The 18,676-nt window shown below is 73.2% G+C and carries 14 protein-coding genes, 2 tRNA genes and 1 pseudogene; 9 read left to right on the top strand and 8 right to left on the bottom strand.

What is annotated here, in order from left to right:
• Window positions 1-138 precede the first annotated feature (138 nt).
• The 3 genes and pseudogenes from pepN (at window position 139) to CITRIK5_RS03510 (ending at window position 3,925) form a co-directional block, all read left to right on the top strand.
• On the top strand, window positions 139-2,760 hold the full coding sequence (pepN, locus tag CITRIK5_RS03520) for an aminopeptidase N (RefSeq protein WP_051995310.1): 2,622 nt from the start codon (window positions 139-141) through the stop codon (window positions 2,758-2,760).
• A 91-nt stretch (window positions 2,761-2,851) separates the two neighbouring features.
• A pseudogene (locus tag CITRIK5_RS03515) lies at window positions 2,852-3,283 on the top strand (OsmC family protein); the annotation flags it as partial.
• Between the two features lie 168 nt (window positions 3,284-3,451).
• The gene (locus CITRIK5_RS03510; RefSeq protein WP_158184944.1) at window positions 3,452-3,925 is read left to right on the top strand and encodes a globin; all 474 of its coding nucleotides are present in this window, start codon (window positions 3,452-3,454) and stop codon (window positions 3,923-3,925) included.
• Between the two features lie 37 nt (window positions 3,926-3,962).
• Here the strand turns inward: CITRIK5_RS03510 and CITRIK5_RS03505 are convergent, their stop codons facing one another.
• On the bottom strand, window positions 3,963-4,670 hold the full coding sequence (locus tag CITRIK5_RS03505; RefSeq protein WP_036316853.1) for a hypothetical protein: 708 nt from the start codon (window positions 4,668-4,670) through the stop codon (window positions 3,963-3,965).
• A 77-nt stretch (window positions 4,671-4,747) separates the two neighbouring features.
• On the opposite strand from CITRIK5_RS03505, the gene CITRIK5_RS03500 reads away from it, so the two are divergent.
• Entirely contained in the window at window positions 4,748-5,767 is a 1,020-nt protein-coding gene (locus CITRIK5_RS03500; RefSeq protein WP_036316850.1) for an acyl-CoA thioesterase II, read from the top strand.
• A gap of 84 nt (window positions 5,768-5,851) precedes the next feature.
• Here CITRIK5_RS03500 and ettA read toward each other — a convergent pair whose 3' ends face one another.
• Window positions 5,852-7,534 (bottom strand): energy-dependent translational throttle protein EttA, encoded by a 1,683-nt coding sequence (gene ettA / locus CITRIK5_RS03495; RefSeq protein ID WP_036341629.1) that lies wholly within the window; start codon window positions 7,532-7,534, stop codon window positions 5,852-5,854.
• A 99-nt stretch (window positions 7,535-7,633) separates the two neighbouring features.
• Entirely contained in the window at window positions 7,634-8,182 is a 549-nt protein-coding gene (locus tag CITRIK5_RS03490) for a single-stranded DNA-binding protein (protein ID WP_036316845.1), read from the bottom strand.
• A 198-nt stretch (window positions 8,183-8,380) separates the two neighbouring features.
• Here CITRIK5_RS03490 and CITRIK5_RS03485 point away from each other — a divergent pair.
• Together CITRIK5_RS03485 and CITRIK5_RS03480 are read left to right on the top strand one after the other, a co-directional pair.
• Window positions 8,381-8,454 (top strand) — tRNA-Arg (locus CITRIK5_RS03485).
• 115 nt (window positions 8,455-8,569) lie between these two features.
• The gene (locus CITRIK5_RS03480; RefSeq protein ID WP_036316975.1) at window positions 8,570-10,015 is read left to right on the top strand and encodes a DUF2079 domain-containing protein; all 1,446 of its coding nucleotides are present in this window, start codon (window positions 8,570-8,572) and stop codon (window positions 10,013-10,015) included.
• A 36-nt stretch (window positions 10,016-10,051) separates the two neighbouring features.
• Here CITRIK5_RS03480 and CITRIK5_RS03475 read toward each other — a convergent pair whose 3' ends face one another.
• From CITRIK5_RS03475 to mptB (CITRIK5_RS03465), 3 genes are read right to left on the bottom strand one after another with little or no spacing between them, the layout of a single operon-like run.
• Window positions 10,052-11,359, bottom strand: a complete 1,308-nt coding sequence (locus tag CITRIK5_RS03475; RefSeq protein WP_235186460.1) for a glycosyltransferase family 87 protein — start codon at window positions 11,357-11,359, stop codon at window positions 10,052-10,054.
• Between the two features lie 60 nt (window positions 11,360-11,419).
• A complete protein-coding gene (gene mptB, locus CITRIK5_RS03470; RefSeq protein ID WP_083325332.1) occupies window positions 11,420-13,093 on the bottom strand; it encodes a polyprenol phosphomannose-dependent alpha 1,6 mannosyltransferase MptB in 1,674 nt (557 codons plus the stop codon).
• Window positions 13,094-13,143: 50 nt separating this feature from the next.
• Window positions 13,144-14,799 (bottom strand): polyprenol phosphomannose-dependent alpha 1,6 mannosyltransferase MptB, encoded by a 1,656-nt coding sequence (gene mptB / locus CITRIK5_RS03465; RefSeq protein WP_036316838.1) that lies wholly within the window; start codon window positions 14,797-14,799, stop codon window positions 13,144-13,146.
• A gap of 90 nt (window positions 14,800-14,889) precedes the next feature.
• On the opposite strand from mptB (CITRIK5_RS03465), the gene orn reads away from it, so the two are divergent.
• Together orn and CITRIK5_RS03455 are read left to right on the top strand one after the other, a co-directional pair.
• Entirely contained in the window at window positions 14,890-15,516 is a 627-nt protein-coding gene (gene orn, locus CITRIK5_RS03460) for an oligoribonuclease (protein WP_002857127.1), read from the top strand.
• Window positions 15,517-15,619: 103 nt separating this feature from the next.
• A tRNA-His gene (locus CITRIK5_RS03455) sits at window positions 15,620-15,695 on the top strand.
• Here CITRIK5_RS03455 and CITRIK5_RS03450 read toward each other — a convergent pair.
• A complete protein-coding gene (locus CITRIK5_RS03450) occupies window positions 15,674-16,249 on the bottom strand; it encodes a hypothetical protein (protein ID WP_369814512.1) in 576 nt (191 codons plus the stop codon). The genes CITRIK5_RS03455 and CITRIK5_RS03450 overlap by 22 nt on opposite strands.
• A 208-nt stretch (window positions 16,250-16,457) precedes the next feature.
• On the opposite strand from CITRIK5_RS03450, the gene CITRIK5_RS03445 reads away from it, so the two are divergent.
• Window positions 16,458-16,763: an antibiotic biosynthesis monooxygenase gene (locus tag CITRIK5_RS03445; protein WP_010078879.1), complete on the top strand. Its 306-nt coding sequence runs from the start codon at window positions 16,458-16,460 to the stop codon at window positions 16,761-16,763.
• Here the strand turns inward: CITRIK5_RS03445 and CITRIK5_RS03440 are convergent.
• A complete protein-coding gene (locus tag CITRIK5_RS03440; protein WP_159833705.1) occupies window positions 16,679-18,598 on the bottom strand; it encodes a cation-translocating P-type ATPase in 1,920 nt (639 codons plus the stop codon). The two genes, CITRIK5_RS03445 and CITRIK5_RS03440, sit on opposite strands and share 85 nt — an antisense overlap.
• Window positions 18,599-18,676: the final 78 nt, after the last annotated feature.

The following is an 18,676-nucleotide window of genomic DNA, read 5'->3' as shown; positions in this document are numbered from 1 at the left end:
CCCTTCCGCGGCCGTCCACGACGCCCGGGCCAGGTGGCACACTGGGGAGCACCGTGCCATGGCCCCCATCACAGGCGCCCGGCCGTGCCGCATCCACCCGACCCCAGGAGGAGTCCGACCGTGACCACCGCCGCCGCCATGAACATCACCCGCGAAGAGGCCGCCGCGCGCGCGGCCGCCCTCACCGTGGACGCGTACGAGGTGAGCCTGGACCTCACCCGCGGAGCGGAGCACTTCCACACGGCCACCACCGTGACGTTCGCGGCCACGCAGGACGCGGTGGGCACCCACACGTGGATCGACTTCGTGGCGGAGCAGGCTCCCACGGTGACCCTCAACGGCGAGGCCCTGGACGTGGCGGACTTCGACGGCGCCCGACTGCGGATCGGCCCGCTGGCGGCGCAGAACACCCTCGTGGTCGACGGGCTCGGGGACTACAGCAACACCGGCGAGGGCCTGCACCGGTTCGTGGACCCCGTGGACCAGGAGGTCTACCTCTACACCCAGTTCGAGGTGCCGGACTCCCGCCGCATGTTCGCGGTGTTCGAGCAGCCCGACCTCAAGGCCGCGTTCCGCTTCACGGTGACCGCGCCGGCGCACTGGGCCGTGGTGTCCAACCAGCCGGAGGCCTCCCGCCGCACCCTCGGCGTCGTGGCGAACGAGGAGAACCCGCAGGGGGTGGACGCCGCGGTCTGGGAGTTCAAGCCCACCCCGCGCATCCCCTCCTACATCACCGCGCTCGTCGCCGGCCCGTACGCCTCCGTGCACTCGGAGCTGACCAGCGCCGACGGCCGCACGATCCCCCTCGGCGTCTACTGCCGCGCGTCGCTGGTGGAGCACCTGGATGCGGAGAACGTCTTCGAGCTCACCCGCCAGGGATTCGAGTTCTTCGAGGCCCAGTACGGCCACGCCTACCCGTTCGAGAAGTACGACCAGCTGTTCGTGCCCGAGTTCAACGCCGGCGCGATGGAGAACGCCGGTTGTGTGACCTTCCTCGAGTCGTACGTCTTCCGCGGGACCGTGCCGGAGGCGCTGATCGAGCGCCGCGCCATCACGATCCTCCACGAGCTCGCCCACATGTGGTTCGGCGACCTGGTCACCATGCGCTGGTGGAACGACCTGTGGCTCAACGAGTCGTTCGCCGAGTTCATGTCCACGCTCGCCGCCGCTGAGAACACGCAGTACACCGGCGCCTGGACCACCTTCTCCTCCATGGAGAAGAACTGGGCCTACCGCCAGGACCAGCTCTCCTCCACGCACCCCATCAAGGCCCGGATCCGCGACCTCGACGACGTGCTCGTCAACTTCGACGGCATCACCTACGCCAAGGGCGCCTCGGTGCTCCGCCAGCTCGTGGCCTGGGTGGGCCAGGAGAACTTCATGGTCGGCGTCCGCGCGTACATCGCCAAGCACGCGTGGCAGAACACGGAGCTGCCGGACCTCATGACCGAGCTCGAGGCCGCGTCCGGCCGCGACCTGTCCGAATGGACCCGCGTGTGGCTCGAGACCTCGGGCGTGAACACGCTGCGCACCGAGGTGGAGACGGATGAGGCCGGCACCATCACCGCGCTGCGTCTGCGCCAGAGCGCCCCGGACGGCTCACCGTCGGCGCCCGGCGACGACGTGCTCCGCCCCCACCGTCTGGCCGTGGGCTTCTACGACGTGGACGAGGCCACCGGCCGCCTGATCCGCACCGAGCGCTTCGAGCTCGACGTGGCCGGGGAGGTGACCGAGGTCGTCGAGGCCGCCGCCCGCCGTCGTCCCGCCGTGATCCTGCCCAACGACGACGACCTGGCCTACGCCAAGCTGCGCCTCGACGACGCCTCGTGGGAGGCCGCGTCCACCCGTCTGAAGGATGTGGACGGCTCCCTGGCGCGCACGCTGCTGTGGGGGGCGGCCTGGGACACCGTGCGCGACGGCGAGGCCTCCGCCGCCTGGTTCGTCGACCTCGTCCTCGCCAACGTCGGCCACGAGCGGGACTCCTCCGTGGTGCAGACGCTGCTGCGCCAGCTCGCGACGGCGATCGGCCTGTACCTGCCCGAGGACCAGGCCGAGGCCGTGCGGGTCGCGGCGGCCGACCGTCTGTGGGGCCTCGTCGCGGAGGCCGAGGACGGCTCGGACAACCAGCTGCAGTTCGTCAAGGCGTTCGCCCTGCACGCGCGCACCACGGCGCAGCTGGACCGCCTGTCCGCCCTCGTCGACGGCACCCGCACCGTGCCCGGGCTGGACCTCACCACGGACCTGCGCTGGGAGCTGCTCACCGCGCTGGTGGCGGCCGGCCGCGCCGGGGAGGCCGAGATCGCCGAGGCCGAGCGCGCCGACGCGACCGCCACGGGCGCGCTCGCCGCGATCCAGGCCCGGGCCGCCGTGCCGACGGCCGAGGCGAAGCGCGCGGTCTGGGACCGGGTGATGGCCGGCGAACTGTCCAACACGGAGCAGCGCCAGGCCCTGATCGGGTTCGCCCGGGTCCATGACGCCGCGCTGATCGCGCCCTTCGCGGACGCCTACTTCGAGGGCGTCGAGGCGATGTGGGACTCCCGTTCTCACGAGATGGCCGAGACCGCCGCGACGCTGGGCTACCCGACCGCCCAGGTCACCCCGGAGATCGCCGACCGCGCCACCGCCCTGTCCGAGCGGCTGGCCGACACCCGCGCGGGGCTGTCCCGCGTCCTCGCCGAGGGCCGGGACGAGACGATCCGCGCCCTGGCCGCGCGCGAGCACGCGACGGCGCACGTGCATCAGGTCCACGCCGGGGCCTGAACCGGGCGGGGGCTGGTGGGCATTCCACGGAAGATGCCCTCCAGCACCGCCCCCGCCGCCGTCGAGGCGCGGGCTGGCTAGGCTGGAACCCATGAAGCACACCTTCTCCCTGCGCACCGAGTGGACGGGCGACCGCGGCTCGGGCACCTCCGGCGTCCGCGACTACGACCGCTCCGTGGTGATCCAGGACGCCGCCGTCGGCGAGATCCAGGCCTCGGCCGCCCGCCCCTTCCGCGGCGACGACTCGAAGTGGAACCCGGAGACCCTCCTGCTCGGCGCGCTCGCCGAGTGTCACGTGCTCTCGTACCTCCATGTCGCGGCGACCTCCGGGGTCGTGGTCACGGGGATGACGTGCGGGGTCGAGGGCGAGCTCGAGGTGGACGGCGACGGCGCCGGTCGGTTCACCGCGATCACGCTGCGGCCCGAGGTCACGCTGCAGGACGAGGCCGACCGGGAGCGGGCCGAGGCCCTCCACGCCGAGGCGCACCGGCTGTGCTTCATCGCGAACTCGCTCTCGGCCCCGGTCGCCGTCGAGCCGGTCCGCCCCGAGGCCCTGCCCACCGGCACGCCGACGCTGCCGGACCACTCCGCGCGCCTGGGCGCCCCCCTGGCGGTGCTGCGGCCGCGCGTCGCCAAGGGCCCGTCCCGTGTGACGGGCCTGGCGGAGCGGCCCACCGAGGTCGAGCCGGTGATGCAGGAGGGCACGCCCGCCCCGGTGGAGCAGGTGCGCGCCCGCGACGCCGCGGCGGGCCCCGCCGGTGCGACCCCGGGGACCCCGGCCGCGCCCGGTCAGGCCACCAGCTTCTACGACGCCGTCGGCGGCCGCCCGACCTTCGACCGGCTGACCGCCGAGTTCTACGCCCGCGTGCGCGAAGACGAGATCCTCGCCCCGATGTATCCGCAGGACGACTTCGAGGGCGCCCAGCGCCGGCTGCTGATGTTCCTGGAGCAGTACTGGGGCGGACCGCGGACGTACTCCGAGGAGCGCGGCCACCCCCGCCTGCGCATGCGCCACGCCTCGTATCGGATCGACCCGGCCGCGCGCGACGCGTGGCTGCGCCACATGCGCGCCGCCGTGGACACGCTGGAGCTGTCACCGCTGCACGAGGCCGAACTCTGGGACTACCTGGAGCGGGCCGCCCACTCCCTGCAGAACTCGGCCTGACCGGCCCGCGGTCCGCGCCCCGACATGGGGCGCGGGCTCACACCGCCATGGCGGGGCGGCCCAGTACGAAGCCGCCGGGGGCGTCCAGGCGCGTCCATGGCCCCGCCGTGCTGAGCCGGGCGCGGCCGCCGGGCCGCAGGAAGCCCAGCGCGTGCGCGCCGAAGGCCATGCCGGCCGGGAACTGGAGCGCCTCGCCCCCGAGCAGGGGTCCCCACATCTGCGCCCGGACCCTGCGGACCAGCGCCTCCCCCGGGTTCTCGGGCAAGGCGTCCCGCACGGCGTCGGCGCCGCGTGTGGCCACCTCGGTCAACTCCTCATCGGCGACCTCGGCCACGGGCGTCCAGCCGCCGCGGGGCGGGGTCAGCGCGGTCCAGGTGACGTGCTCGCGGCCCGGCGGCACGGCGAAAGCCAGGTCGACGGGGTCCTGGCCGCGCATCCGGGCGGTGCGCTCGGTGACGGAGCCCAGGGCGACGACGGCGTCCAGGTCCGCCACGCCGTCGGCGGTCGCCAGGGGCACGGTGCGCAGCCCCAGGACGACAGGCACCCCGTCTCCCAGCCCGGCCGGCTGCAGCACGGAGACCCACTGGGCGAGCATCGGGGTGCGAGAGCGCCCCGCCTCGGGCACGACGTGCAGGCGCATCCCCGTATCGGCGACGCGACGCGCGCGGGTGGCCAGCTGCTCGAGATCCCGCACAGCGCGGTCGTCGACGAAGCGGAGGACGGGGGCGGCGGAGTGCTCGGTCATGCAAGCATTGTCCCAGGTCCGCCGCGTCCCGGGCCGCCCCGCCGTCGCGGGGTCCATCCACGTCGAAGGAGCCGTTCGTGCCGCAACGCCATCCCCGTCCCCGCCCCAGTCGCGCACCGGGCCGTCCGGCCTCGGCCCCGAAGGACCCCACCGACGTGCTGCGCGGGATCCTGGAGCTGACGCCGGCCGCGCCGGACCCGGTGACGGGTCAGGTCCGCTTCACGGGCACGACTCCCCGGCAGACGCGCGGCCGGGTGTTCGGCGGCCAGGTGCTCGCCCAGTCGCTGGCGGCCGCCTCCCGCACGGTGCCGGGCGCCCGCCCCGCCCACTCGCTCCACGGCTACTTCATCCGCCCCGGGGACGCGCTGCAGCCCATCACGTTCACCGTCGAGACGCTGCGGGACGGCCGCTCCTTCTCCGTCCGCCGGGTGCTGGCCTCTCAGAACGAGAAGGCCATCCTCGCCCTGACCTGCTCCTTCCAGGAACCCGCCGGCAGCGCGCTGGACCACCAGGTGGCCATGCCCGAGGGCGTGCCCCGGCCCGAGGACCTGCCCACGACAGCGGACGTGCTGGGCGGCATCAACCACCCCGTGGCTCAGGAGTGGGCGTGGGCCCGGCCGTTCGACATCCGTCACGTCACCCCGGCCCTCTACGTGGACCCGGCCCCGGAGACCGAGAACCGCAACATGGTGTGGATGAAGACGTTCACGCCGCTGGCCGACGACCCCGCGCTGCACCGGGCGGCGCTCACCTACGCCTCGGACTACACGCTTCTCGAGCCGATCCTGCGGCAGCACGGCGTCGCCTGGATCCAGCCCGGCATGTCCGTGGCGTCCCTGGACCACGCGATGTGGTTCCACCGGCCCGCCCGCGTCGACCAGTGGCTGCTCTACGTCCAGGACTCCCCCAGCGCCCAGGGCGCGCGCGGCCTCGGCACGGGCGCCGTGTTCACCGAGGACGGGACGCTCGTGGCCACGGTCGCCCAGGAGGGCATGATCCGCCTGCCCGAGGGGGCCGCCGCCCGGCGGGCGCGCGTGCGTGGCGCGGCCCAGCGCATGGCCCTGCGGACGGTGCTGCGCCGCAGCTGGCGGCGCTGACCCCGCCCCGGCACGACGACGGCCCGTCGCGATCACGTGATCGCGGCGGGCCGTCGTCGGCGCGGCGCCCGGGGGCGCGTCGGCTCAGTCGCGCGTGAGCTTGCGGTGCGTCATGCGGTGCGGGCGGGCGGCCTCGGGGCCGAGCCGATCGACCTTGTTGGCCTCGTAGGACTCGAAGTTGCCCTCATACCAGTACCAGTTGGCCGGGTCCTCCGCGGTGCCCTCGTAGGCCAGCATGTGGGTGGCGACGCGGTCCAGGAACCAGCGGTCGTGGGAGACGACCACCGCGCAGCCCGGGAACTCGAGCAGCGCGTTCTCGAGGGAGGTCAGGGTCTCCACGTCGAGGTCGTTGGTGGGCTCATCGAGGAGCAGCAGGTTGCCGCCCTCCTTGAGGGTCAGGGCCAGGTTCAGGCGGTTGCGCTCACCGCCGGAGAGCACGCCGGCCTTCTTCTGCTGGTCCGGGCCCTTGAAGCCGAACGCGGACACGTAGGCGCGCGAGGGCATCTCGACGTTGCCGACCTTGATGTAGTCCAGGCCGTCCGAGACGACCTCCCACAGCGACTTCTCGGGGTCGATGTTGGAGCGGGACTGGTCCACGTACGAGATCTTCACGGTCTCGCCGATCTTCAGCTCGCCGCCGTCCAGGGGCTCGAGGCCGACGATGGTCTTGAACAGGGTGGTCTTGCCGACGCCGTTCGGGCCGATCACGCCGACGATGCCGTTGCGGGGCAGGGAGAAGGACAGGCCGTCGATGAGGACGCGGTCCCCGAAGCCCTTCTTCAGGTCCTTGGCCTCGATCACGACGGTGCCCAGTCGCGGGCCCGGCGGGATCTGGATCTCCTCGAAGTCCAGCTTGCGGGTCTTCTCGGCCTCGGCCGCCATCTCCTCATAGCGGGCCAGGCGGGCCTTGGACTTCGCCTGGCGGCCCTTCGTGTTGGAGCGGACCCAGTCGAGCTCCTCGGCCAGGCGCTTGGCGAGCTTGGCGTCCTTCTTGCCCTGCACCTCGAGGCGGGCGCGCTTGGTCTCCAGGTAGGTGGAGTAGTTGCCCTCGTACGGGTAGAGGCGGCCGCGGTCGACCTCCGCGATCCACTCAGCGACGTGGTCGAGGAAGTACCGGTCGTGGGTGACGGCGATGACGGCGCCCGGGTAGGAGGCCAGGTGCTGCTCGAGCCACAGCACGGACTCGGCGTCCAGGTGGTTGGTGGGCTCGTCGAGCAGGAGGAGGTCGGGCTTCTCCAACAGCAGCTTGCACAGCGCGACGCGGCGCTTCTCGCCGCCGGAGAGGTTCGTGACCGGCTCGTCCCCCGGGGGCGTGCGCAGGGCGTCCATCGCCTGCTCGAGCTGGGAGTCGATGTCCCACGCGTCCGCGGCGTCGATGGCGGACTGCAGCTCGCCCATCTCCTCCATGAGGGCGTCGAAGTCCGCGTCCGGGTTCGCCATCTCCTCGGAGATCTGGTTGTAGCGCTGGATCTTGCCGTAGATCTCGCCGACGCCCTCCTGGACGTTCTCGAGCACGGTCTTGGACTCGTCCAGCTTGGGCTCCTGCATCAGGATGCCCACCGAGTAGCCGGGAGAGAGCCGCGCCTCGCCGTTCGAGGGCTCGTCCAGCCCGGCCATGATCTTCAGGATCGTCGACTTGCCGGCGCCGTTGGGGCCGACCATGCCGATCTTCGCCCCGGGGTAGAACGACATGGTGACGTCGTCCAGGATCAGTTTGTCGCCCACCTTCTTGCGGGCCTTGACCATCGTGTAGATGAATTCCGCCATGCGGCCCAGGCTAGTCGGTGGCCGCGGGATTCCACTCATCGTGCCGATCCCGCGACCACCGAGCCCGCTCCCCCCTCCGTGCTCCGTGCCGCTTCGTGGTCAGGCGACGCCGGCCGCCGCCGGCTCGCGCTCGGGGGCGCCCGCGTCCGACTCGTCCGGGCCGGGCGAGGCCGGGGCGTCGCCACCCTGGAACCCGTCCGGCAGGCCCGCGCTGAACCCGTCGCCGACCGCGCCGGCCCGTCCGCCCGACGCGTCGTCGCGCGGGGCCGACTCGGGGCGCGGCACGGCCGCGCGCTGGCTGCGCTGGAACGCCGCCGAGCCGAAGCCCAGGTCCAGCCCGACGGCGTCCGCCACCACGTCCACGGACGTGCCGGAGCGATCGCCCGAGGACCAGTCGCGGACCCGGAGTCGACCGGTGACGATCACGGGGTTGCCCTTCTTCACGGACTGGGCGGTGTTCGAGCCGAGCTGGCCGAACGCCGAGATGCTGTACCAGTTGGTGTGGGCGTCCACCCACTCGGCGGTCTCGCGGTCGAAGCGCCGCTCGGTGGTGGCCAGGCGGAAGCCGGTCACGGCGGCCCCCGATGCGGTGTGGCGGGTGGCGGGGTCCGTGGCCACGAAGCCGCGCACGGTGATGAGGTCCTGCATGGTGTGCCTCCTGGGCTGGGCCCCGGTGGGCGCCGGGGCGGGTCGTCGGCGCATCGGCTGATCCGCCATGGCCAGACAACCCCACCGCGGGGCACCCCGGCAGGATCGGGGCCGGTCTGGGGACGCGCGGAGGTCCCCGGGCGACTGTGCAGGAGCCGACGGCGCCGCGGCCGGCGGCCGTTAGACTGACACGGCCCAGCCCCAGTAGCTCAGCTGGACAGAGCAGCGGCCTTCTAATCCGCCGGTCGGGGGTTCGAATCCCTCCTGGGGCACCCAGACCAGGGGCGGAGCCGTCCGAGCACGCCCGACGACCGCCCGAAGGAGACCGTCCTGGACCGTCTGCGCTCCTGGCTCCGCGCCCCGCGACCCGCCGTCCCCGAGGTCCGTGTGACCCGTCGCGAGGGCGTCCAGCTGGCCGCCCTGCTCGTCGCGGCCGCGGTCCTGTACGTGACGCACTCCTTCCTCCGGTACGCCACCTACGAGGCCAAGGGCTACGACCTGGGCATCTTCGACCAGGTGGTGCGGCAGTACGCGCTGTTCAACGCCCCCCTCAGCTCCGTCAAGGGCGTGGACTTCCACATCCTCGGCGACCACTTCCACCCGATCCTCGCGCTGCTGGCGCCCTTCTACTGGGTATGGCCGGACCCCCGCATGCTCGGCGTGGTCATGGCGCTGGCCCTCGCCGCGTCCGCCGTGCCGGTGTACCTGTTCGCCCGTCGTCGCGCGGGACACGGGGTGGCCCTGGCCGCCGTCGCCGCCCTGCTGCTCTCCTGGCCCTTCCAGGCGATGGTGAACTGGGACTTCCACGAGGTCACCCTCGGCGTGCCGATCCTCGCCTGGCTCGTGTGGGCCCTGGACGGGCAGCGGGCGTGGCTCGCCACCGGCCTGGCGGCGCTGCTGCTCACGGTCCGAGAGGACATGGGCGTGACCCTGCTGGCCGTGGCCCTGGTGATGGCGATCCGTCGCTTCTGGCCGCAGGCCGCGGTCACCGCCGTGCTGGGCGTGCTCGGCTACTGGTTCGCCACGTCCGTGGTGATCCCCCACTACTCCCCCACCGGCGCGTTCGGCTACTGGCAGTTCACCGCCCTGGGCCCGGACATGCGCAGTTCGGTCCTGTTCCTGCTGACCCAGCCGTGGAACGCCGTCGCGGTGCTGTTCGACCACCCGCTGAAGGTGGCCCTCTGGCTCCTGCACTTCGTCCCGCTGCTGTTCCTGCCGGTCCTGAGCCCGCTCACGCTGATGGCCCTGCCGATCCTGCTCTCGCGGCTGTTCAACGACCGCCTCAACGTGTGGGCCCCCGTGTACCAGTACGACGCGATCCTCGCCCCGCTGCTGCTCATGGCCGCGCTCGAGGCGGCCCACCGGCTGGCCGGACGCCGGGACACGCTGCGCCGGCTGCCCGCCGTCCTCGTCTCCGCGGCACTGGCCGCCGGTCTGATCGGCACCGCGTTCTTCCCGCAGGTGTACCCGCTGCACCGCACGATCGCCGGCGACATGACGATGACGCAGCACGCCCGCGACCTCGACCACGCGGTCGGGCTGATCCCGGACGGGGTGTGCGTCGAGGCCGCCGACAACGCCGTGCCGCACCTGACGGCCCGCACCCACGTCGGGCTGCACGGGGACATCGGCGACGAGCTGGCCACGTGGATGATCGTGGACACCTCGGTGCCCGAGCTCGGCGGCTGGGACCCCCTCACCCCGGAGCAGGCGCTGGCCCGCGCCGAGCGGCTCGGCTTCGAGCGGGTCTGGTCCGCGGGCGACGTCGTCGTCCTGCACCACCCGGACCGCGCGGTCTCGCCCACCTGCACGACGTACCTCGAACACCGCTGAGCCGCGCCCCACGGCGTCGGCGGACCCGCCCCGCCGTCAGCGGTCCGCGGACCCGCCGAGCGGCTGCAGGCCGCGTCCGGCCGGGGGCAGGAGCAGTCGGTCAGGTGCACCGGTGAAGACGCCGGCGTGTGGGTCCTCCGCCACCCCCGGGGCGATCTCGGGGGCGCCCTGGTCGAGGGCGGTGCGGCGCACCGGGTCACGGGCGGGGTCCAGGACGTCCTTGACCACCGTGGTCATGAGCCACACGAGGGCGACGATGTGCGCCACGATCCCCGAGGCGTACCAGGCGGTGATCCACCAGGCGCCGCCGGCGAACGCCCCGTCCGAGGTGATGCGGGCCGACTCCATCCACACCCCGCCCCAGTGGTAGACCTCCACGGCCTGCCAGATCCAGAACGCGCGCCACCGCGGCGTCGCGAGGACCACGAGCGGGATCAGCCACATCACGAACTGCGGCGAGTACACCTTCCCCCACAGGATGAAGGACGCCACGATCAGGAAGCACAGCTGGGCCATGCGCGGACGGTGCCGCGCCGCGAGGGCGAGGTAGGCGATCCCCGCGCAGCACACCAGGAACAGGCCGTTCTGGAGCGTCGTGAACGTCTCCCCGGACCATCCCGTCCAGGCCAGCGCCAGCCAGGTCGAGGAGAAGGAGACCGCGCGGTCCCCCGAGAACGTGTAGAAGCGGGACCACTGGTCGAACGCCGTCAGCATGAACGGGAGGTTCACGGCGAGCCAGGCCGCCGCCCCGGCCACGGCCGCCTTCACGAACCCGGCCCAGCGGCCCGTGCGCAGCGCCAGCACGAAGATCGCGCCGAAGAAGAACAGCGGGTACAGCTTCGTGGCGGTGCCGAGTCCGATGAGCATGCCGGCGAGGGTCGGACGGCCCGCCGTCCACGCCCACAGGGCCAGGGCGGCCAGCATCACGGCCCACAGGTCCCAGTTGAGCATCGAGGTGAGGATGATCCCCGGGGCCAGGGCCACGAGCAGGGCGTCCCGGGAGCGGCCGCGCGCGGTGTACGCGGTCGCGACGACCAGCACGATCCAGCACAGCACCACGCCGATCGCGTTCACGTCGAAGTAGGTCACGGTGCGCTCGTGCAGGTCGCCGGACGCGGGCACGAACCACATGGTCACACCCGCGACCACGGCCAGCAACGCCGGGTACTCCATCCACTGCTCGGGCGGCAGCGGCGTGTAGAAGGGGAAGTGGCCGTCGGAGAGGCCACGCGTGGGGAACAGCTGGGCGAAGTCCGAATAGCACATGTGCGCGTGCACGCCGGGGGCCGCCCAGCCGTTCACGCGGCACCACTGCTTGGTCAGCACGCCGACGGCGGCAGCCACCACGGTCAGGCCGACGAGCAGGCCGACCCAGCGGGCGCTCGGGCGGGTCGGGGCGGGAGGTCACGGTCTCTCCTGGGGGATGCGGGTGGACGAGGAGGCGGAGTGCGAGGCGGTCGACGGCGGCCCGTCGGGCGGTGCGTCCGGCGGCACGCCCGCCTCCGGAGGCGTCGACGACGCCGCCTCGGCCCGCGGCTCGACCACCTCCAGGGGAGGACGCCGCCGCCCGGGGAACAGGGGCGCGGTGACGGGATCGCGGTGGATGATCCATCCGATCCCCGCGAGCATCAGGACGAGGGTGAACACGCGGACGGCCAGGACCGGCAGCCACTGTGCCACCGAGAGCTGGTCCACCACGCCGACGCCGGTGAGCAGCAGCACCGCGAGCGCGGTGACCCACCCGAGCCAGCGGGGATGGTCGGCGCCCCACGGCAGCGGGCGGAGGGCGCACGCCAGCAGCGGCAGGACCCAGAGCAGGTACCACGGCTGGATGATCGGGGCGGTGGCGACGGCCACCACGAGCACGGCCGCCGCGCTGAACACCGGGTCCAGGGGGCGGCGGCGCAGGGCCAGCCACGCCGTGAAGCCGAGGGCCGCCACCGTCATCACGGTGTAGAAGGCCGCGGCCACGTCGCGCGCCCCCAGGGGCGTCACGGCTTCGACGACCGCGCCGAGCAGCAGGCCGAGCAGGCCCACGGGGGCGTACGGGAACGCCGCGTCCCCGCTCGTGAGCATGGCCGGCACCCAGCCGAACCAGAGGCCGGAGCCGGCGCCGAGGATCGTGAGGACGGCCAGGGAGATCACCGCCGTCGTGAACCACGGGCCGAGCCGGTCCCGCCGGCGCAGGCGCGGATCAGCCGCGCGGAACCGGGCCCAGCCGGTGGGCAGGAGCAGGGCCACGAAGGGCAGCACCAAAGCTGTCAGGGGCTTGATCGCGACGGACAGGGCGATCAGCACGATCCCCCACAGCGCATGCACGCGGCGGCGGGGCGGGCGGACCATGAGCAGGATGCCCGCGAGCATCAGCCCCGACATCAGCGCGTCATTGTGCGCGCCGGCGATCATGTAGAGCAGGAACAACGGGTTCGCCACGGCCACCCACGTGGCCCACGGCCCGCACCGGCCCGCGACGGCGGCCAGCCGCGGCACCGCCCACAGGCACAGTGCCAGGCCCGCCAGGGCGAGGAGGCGGAACGCCGTGACGGACAGTTCGATGCTGCCGCCCGTGGCCCGCCACGTCGTCTCGGCGAACAGCAGGAACAGCGGCCCGTAGGGGGAGGGGGACTCGGCCCAGATGGAGTCCGCCCCCTGCATGAACCACCCGGGCAGGGCGGACACGCCCTGGGAGTACGGGTCGAGACCCGACGCGAGGAGCCGGCCCTGCTGGAGGTAGGAGAACACATCGCGGGAGAAGATCGGCAGCGCGAGCATCAGCGGGGCGGACCACCACCAGGCGGCGTGGGCCACCAGCCGGCCGTGCTCCTCCCAGCGGCCCCGCAGCGCGCGGCCCAGCTCGAGCCAGGATCGGACGAGGAGCAGCGAGCCGGCGGCCAGCAGCACGGTGCTGAGCAGCACGCCGGGAAGGTAGACCCGCAGCGGGTTGAGCAGGGTGGTCCCGGAGAACACCGAGTCGGGCGTCATCGGCAGCCATCCCACGCCCCAGGAGCCCACCGTGATGAGCACGGACGCCCACGTGCCCCGGCGGACGGCCGCCTCCGGCTCGGGCTGCGCCGCCACGCGGCTCGGACGGGGCCGTCGGGCGCCGGTCGTCGCGGAGGCGGCGGGCCTCACTCCCCCGGCTCCACGGGTCGAGGGGCGCCGCGGAGCCGGGCCAGGCCGGCGCGTACGGCGGGGCGCACGTGCCAGTGGTCCTTCACGAACCGGCTGGTGCGGCGGTCCACGACGAGGATCCACAGCAGACACACGGCGGAGACGATCAGGGACACGGCCTTGACCTGGTCCGCGATGTCCAGGAACTGCCAGGTGAAGAGCTGGTCCGACGCGCCGAACGCCAGGAAGTAGCCGACCGTGAACACGACCCACTTGATCTGCCAGTTGTCCCGGATGCCGATCACGGCGAAGAACGGGAGCAGCCACAGCAGGTACCAGGGCTGGATGATGGGCGAGAGGATCACCAGCGCGGTGAACGCCCAGGTCATGCGCGTCATCACGCGGTCCTGGCGGCCGAGGAACATCAGGGCCAGCACGATGAGCACCGAGAGCACGCGTCCGGCGGTCTTGTACACCCCCTCGACGGCCTGCACGTCCGCCCCCTGCCCGAGGAGCTCGCTCGCCCCCACCGTGATGAGGGACAGCATGCCGATCGGCCCCCACGGCACGGTGCCCGTGCCCGTGCCGACCATCACGGCCACCCAGCCGAAGCCGAAGCCGTTGAGCACGCCCACCAGGGCCATGAGGCCGAAGGAGATCCCGGCGGTGAGGGCCCAGAAGGCGAACCGGCGCGGCCATCGGGCCGTCGGGCCGGCCCACAGCAGGCCGATGAACGGGAGCAGCACGAGGGTGATGGGCTTGATGCCCAGGGACAGGGTGACCAGCACGACGCCGGCCACCCCCCACGCGACGGACTGCCCGGGTCGCTGGGGGCGGAGCGGATGTCCGGCGCGCAGCGCGCACCACGTGCCGGCCAGGGCGAGGCCGACCATGAGGGCGTCGTTGTGCCCGGACGCGACGAAGCTGATGGTGAAGAGCGGGTTGGCGGCGCTGATCCACTGCGCCCACGCACCGTTGACGCCCAGCCGGCGGGCGAGCAGCGGCACGAAGACCATGATCAGCGCGACGCCGGCCACCGCCACCAGGCGGAACAGGAAGATCGCCAGGTCCGGGTTCATGTCCCCCGAGATCGCGACGACGGCCTGCTCGATCCACAGGAAGATCGGACCGTACGGGGTCTCGGAGTCCGCCCAGGTCGCGTCCGCTCCGAGCTGGAACCAGTTGGACAGCGAGGAGATCGTGTCCACGTAGGGGTCCTGCCCCGCCACCATGAGACGGCCCTGCCCCACGTAGGCGAAGATGTCCCGGCTGAAGATCGGCAGTGCCACGACCTGGGGCAGGCACCACAGGACGGTGGCGAGGTTGACCGTGCGCAAAGCGCCGCGGCCGAAGGGGCGGATCGTCTGGCCCAGCCGCAGCCAGGCCCAGAACATCACCCAGCAGCCGAGGGTGAGGAGCACCGTGCCGGCCAGCACGCCGGTCTCCTGGGTGCGCCACGGGATCAGCCACTGCCAGCGGTTGATCGGGGAGGCCGAGGCCAGCCAGCCGACGGAGTACGAGCCCACCACCAGGAGGAGGGAGCCGAGGGTCCCCACCAGGATGGGCCACCAGTCCGCACCGGCGACCTGGGGGTCCGCGCGGAGGCCGCCGACGCCGACGTACTCCGGCCGGTGGGCCGTGGACCCGGACGGACGCGGGGTCGACACGCTCATGCGACGGGTCCTTCCGTGCGGTCCTGCGTGGGCGCGCGAGGGCGCGGCTCGCTCGAATCTACCATCGTGACACGCGAGTAGCCTGGGGGCATGAGCGAGACGAGCACCCCCGCGCCGGAGAGCGCCCCCCTGGTCTGGATCGACTGCGAGATGACCGGCCTGCACCCCCAGGTCGACGAGCTCGTCGAGGTGGCGGTGCTCATCACGGACGCCGAGCTGAACATCCTGGACGAGGGCATCGACCTGGTGATCCGTCCCTCCGCGGCCGCCCTCGAGCAGATGGACCCGTTCGTCCGGGACATGCACACCACCTCGGGCCTCCTGCCGGAGCTCGCGGAGGGCCTCGAGCTCGACGACGCCGCCGCGCGCGTCCTCGAGTACATCGCCGCCCGCGTGCCCGCCGGCAAGGGCCTGCTGGCCGGCAACACGGTGGGCCAGGACAAGCTGTTCCTCGCCCGCTACATGCCCGCCGTCGTCGACCACCTGCACTACCGGATCGTGGACGTGTCCACCGTGAAGGAGCTGGCCCGGCGCTGGTACCCGCGCGCCTACTACCAGGCCCCCGCCAAGACCGGCGGCCACCGCGCCCTCGGGGACATCAAGGACTCCATCACCGAGCTGCGCTACTACCGGGCCGCCGTCATGGCCCCCGCCCCCGGCCCCACCACGGAGGAGGCCCGCGCCATCGCGGAGGTGGTGTCCGGGGCGCAGGCCTGAGCAGGCACTCCCGGCCCCACTGCCCCGATTCGGCGCTGCGCGGGATCTCGTGTACTGTGGACCCCGCTGCGCCGCGCGGATCCGTCCGTGTGAAGCAGACATGGTGGGCGTAGCTCAGTCGGCAGAGCGTCTGGTTGTGGTCCAGAAGGTCGCGGGTTCAATCCCCGTCGCTCACCCCACTCGAAGCCCCCGGAATCCTTACTGGTTCCGGGGGCTTCTTCGTGTGCTCCCCGAGCGGGCCGCGCTCCCCCTGCGCCCGCAGCTGCGGGATCGTGGTGCCAGCCGAGTCCCGCGTGGCCGCGGCGAGCGAGTCGGCCGCCGGACCGGTGAGGCCGGCGTCGTCCAGGGCCGCGGGCAGCGTGGCGGCGAGGGCGATGGACAGGGTGGCCCCGGCGAACGCGGTGCCCAGCGCTGAGCCGATCTGCCGGACCGTGCTCTGCGTCGCGGCGCCCTGACCCGAGATCTGCACGGGGATGTCCTGGAGCACCATGTCCGTCAGCTGCGCCGAGGCCAGGCCGAGCCCGAGGCCGTACACGACGAGGGGCACGGCGACGAGCCAACCCGAGGTGTCCGGGCCCAGGAGCAGGGCGAGCGCCACGACCCCGGCCACCTCCAGGCCCAGCCCGATCAGCACGGTGCCCGGGGCGCCGAACCGGGCCGCCAGGTGACGGGCCGCGGCGTCCGAGAGGAACGCGCCTGCGGCCATCGCGGCCAGGACCAGGCCCGCCCCCATCACGTCCAGGCCGAGCGGCGCACCTTCTCGCGGTGTCGCTCCAACCCTTCGAACAGCGCGAGGGCGAGCGCCGCGACCGCGAGCGCGACGGGGACGACGCCGCCGGGCATCAACCGCTCGACGGATCCCCGGTCCGCTGCCGGGCGTAGAGTCGGCCGGTGAGGGCGTCGACCCGACGCCGCACCCCCGCCGACGAGGAGGCCAGCCCATGTCCGTCGTGAAGATCAACGCCATCAGCGTCCCCGAGGGCGCCGGCCCGGAACTCGAGAAGCGGTTCGCCGCCCGCAAGCACGCGGTGGACCAGGAGCCGGGCTTCGAGGGCTTCCAGCTGCTCCGGCCCACCGCGGGCGAGGACCGCTACTTCGTGGTCACGACGTGGGCGTCGGAGGAGGACTTCCAGCGCTGGCGGGACGGGCGCATGCCCGCCGCTCACGCCGCCGAGCAGGGCGGCCGCCCGGCGCCGGTCGCCACGGGCGCCGACCTGCTCGAGTTCGAGGTCGTGGACCTGGGCTGACCCGGGCGCCGCAGCAGGCGCATCGCGTTCACGATGACCAGCAGCACGGACGCCTCGTGCACGAGCATGCCGACGGCCATCGTGACGCCGCCGGCGAAGACGCCGGCCAGCAGGGCCACGACGGTCACGAGGGAGATCGCGATGTTCTGCCGCATCACCCGCACCGTGCGCCGGGCCAGATCGAGCGCCTGCGGCAGCCGCTCGAGCCGGTCGCCCATCAGGGCGATGTCCGCGGTCTCGATGGCCACACCGGAGCCGGCCGCGCCCATGGCCACGCCGATGTCCGCCGTCGCCAGGGCCGGGGCGTCGTTGACGCCGTCACCGACCATCGCGACGACGCGGCCCTCGGCCTGCAGGGCCTCGATCGCCTCGAGCTTGTCCTGAGGCAGCAGGCCCGCCCGTACGTCGTCGACGCCCACCTGCCGGGCCACGGCCTGCGCGACGCCGGGCTGGTCGCCGGTCAGCATCACGACCTCGCGGACGCCGATCCCGTGCAGCGCCCGGATCATGCCCGCGGCCTCGGACCGGAGGGTGTCTGCGATGGCGAGGACGCCGAGCGGGATGCCGTCGACGACGACCGCCACCGGGGTCCGGCCCGCCTCCGCGAGCTCGGCCGCGACGGTCTCGACCCGGTCGGTCGCGGCCGGATCCACGCCGCGCTCGCGCAGCATCGCCACGTTGCCCACGGCGACGACACGGCCGTCCACCTCTCCGGTGAGCCCGCGGCCGAGGACGACGTCCACATCGGTGGCCAGCGGGCCGTCCAGCAGGCCGCGGTCCCGGCCCGCCGCGACGACCGGTGCGGCCAGCGGGTGGTCCGAGGCCGCCTCGAGCCGTGCGGCCCAGCGCAGCACCTCGTCCTCGGCCCCGGGCTCGAACGCGACGACGTCTATCAGCTCGGGGGTGCCCGAGGTGAGGGTGCCGGTCTTGTCGACGGCGACGGCGTCGACCTTCGCGGAGCGCTCGAGGAACTCCCCTCCCTTGATGAGCACGCCGTCCTTGGCGCCGCGGCCGATCCCCGCCACGATCGCGACCGGGATGGAGATCACGAGGGCGCCCGGGCAGCCGATGACCAGCAGGGTCAGGGCCAGGGGGGCGTCCCGCGTGATCAGACCGGTCGCGAAGGCCAGCACCATGATCGCCGGGGTGTACCAGCGGGAGAAGCGGTCCATGAACCGCTGGGTCCGAGCGCGGGCCTCCTGCGCCGCCTCGACGCGGTGGATGATGCGCGCCAGCGTGGTGTCGGCGCCCACGCCCCGCGCCTCCACCTGCAGCAGGCCTGCCGTGGCCACGGTGCCCGCGTACACGGCGTCGCCGTCGGTCTTCTCCGCCGGGATGGACTCGCCCGTGATGGATGCCTCGTCCACGGCGCCGACCCCGGTGAGCACCACGCCGTCCACGGGCACCCGGGCGCCGGCCTTGACGAGGACGGTCGCGCCGGGGGCCACCTCGTGGGCGGGCACGGTGCGCTGGGTCCCGTCTGCGTCCACGACGACGGCGGTCTCGGGCGCCGTGGAGACGAGGTCCGCGAGCGCCGAGCGAGTCTGAGACAGGGTTGCGTCCTCGAGGGCGTGGCCGAGGGCGAAGAGGAAGGTCACGGCGGCGGCCTCCCAGAAATTGCCGAGCAGGGACGCGCCGATCGCGGCGGTGGCGACGAGCAGGTCGATGCCGACGGTCTTCACCCGCAGGGCGGCGATCGCGTCGCGCGCGATCGGCAGGCCGGCCACGACGGCGGCGGCGAGCATCAGGCCCGCCGCCACGAGGTGTCCGGTCCCGTGGGCCAGCTGCTCGGGCGCCAGCACGAGTGAGACGGCGATCAGCAGGCCGGCCACCACGGGGCGCCGCCAGCGGCGGGACAACGTGAGCCGGGCACGGGTGCGGTCCGGACGTGTGACGGCGGGGGTGGGCATGGC

It is taken from the genome of Micrococcus sp. 116 (assembly GCF_902506395.1).
Classification (GTDB): Bacteria; Actinomycetota; Actinomycetes; order Actinomycetales; family Micrococcaceae; genus Micrococcus; species Micrococcus luteus.
Note: the sequence above shows the minus strand (reverse complement) of the source record. Positions and strands in the feature narration are given on the sequence as shown.